Here is a 774-nt window from a genome sequence, read left to right as displayed (position 1 = left end):
AAATGGATGATTCCTGCTCGTAAGAGTAGACAGCCTTTTTCAAGTTGTACGGTGAAAAATAATGTCGACAATATCACATTCTTTTTGCTTGCCCTTGTTTTGTTAGCTTTGATGCAACGCTAGTGGAAAAGCTCCCCTTAAATTTGCACGTCGGCGGCAAAAAGCGCGTTTCGGGCGAACTGATCGGGAGCTTTTCCCGTTAAAGCGGCCGGCGACGGGGAAAGCGGCGAATTAGCAGGAGGATTTACCGGTAACTTGTTTTCCCGCTGCGTCGGGGAGCGCTTTGCATAAAAAAGGCGTCCGGGCGTTTTTCCCGGACGTTTTTTACTTTACAGCTTCTGCAGCTTCGATGGGTTGTTTATTTTGTAAGGGACCGGATGCTTCGTCAGCTTTTTGGCGACGATTTTCGCCTCGAACGTAAGGCGGTCGCCGACTTCCAGCTCCAGCTTTTTGAGCGTCGCGCTGTTGCTGGACCAGGCCGCTCCGATGTCCAGCTGCTGCGGCTCCAGCACGGCGACAGACTCGTATACGATCACTTCGTCGTCGCTGTCGGAGAAATTGTTCGGCACCGTCGTAAACTCCTTGACGGTCGCCGTCATTTTCACTTTGTCCTCCGGCAGCTCCAGCTTCGGCGCCTTTTTCGCCTTGCCTTTCGGCGCGTCGGCCGGTACCGCCGCGTCCGGGCCGTCCGCCGCGGCGACGGGGGCCGGCGCCTGCCCGGCCGGCGTCGTCTCCGGCTGGGGCGGCGCCTCCTGCCGCGGCGCTTCGGCAGTT

At 57.5% G+C, this 774-nt stretch carries 1 pseudogene; it reads right to left on the bottom strand.

Annotated elements, in window-relative coordinates:
- Positions 1-329 precede the first annotated feature (329 nt).
- A pseudogene (locus PV407_RS25165) lies at positions 330-774 on the bottom strand (hypothetical protein); the annotation flags it as partial.

This window comes from Paenibacillus sp. GYB003, from assembly GCF_036577625.1.
Taxonomy (GTDB): Bacteria; Bacillota; Bacilli; order Paenibacillales; family NBRC-103111; genus Paenibacillus_AB.
This window is presented reverse-complemented; position numbering and strand designations above follow the sequence as displayed.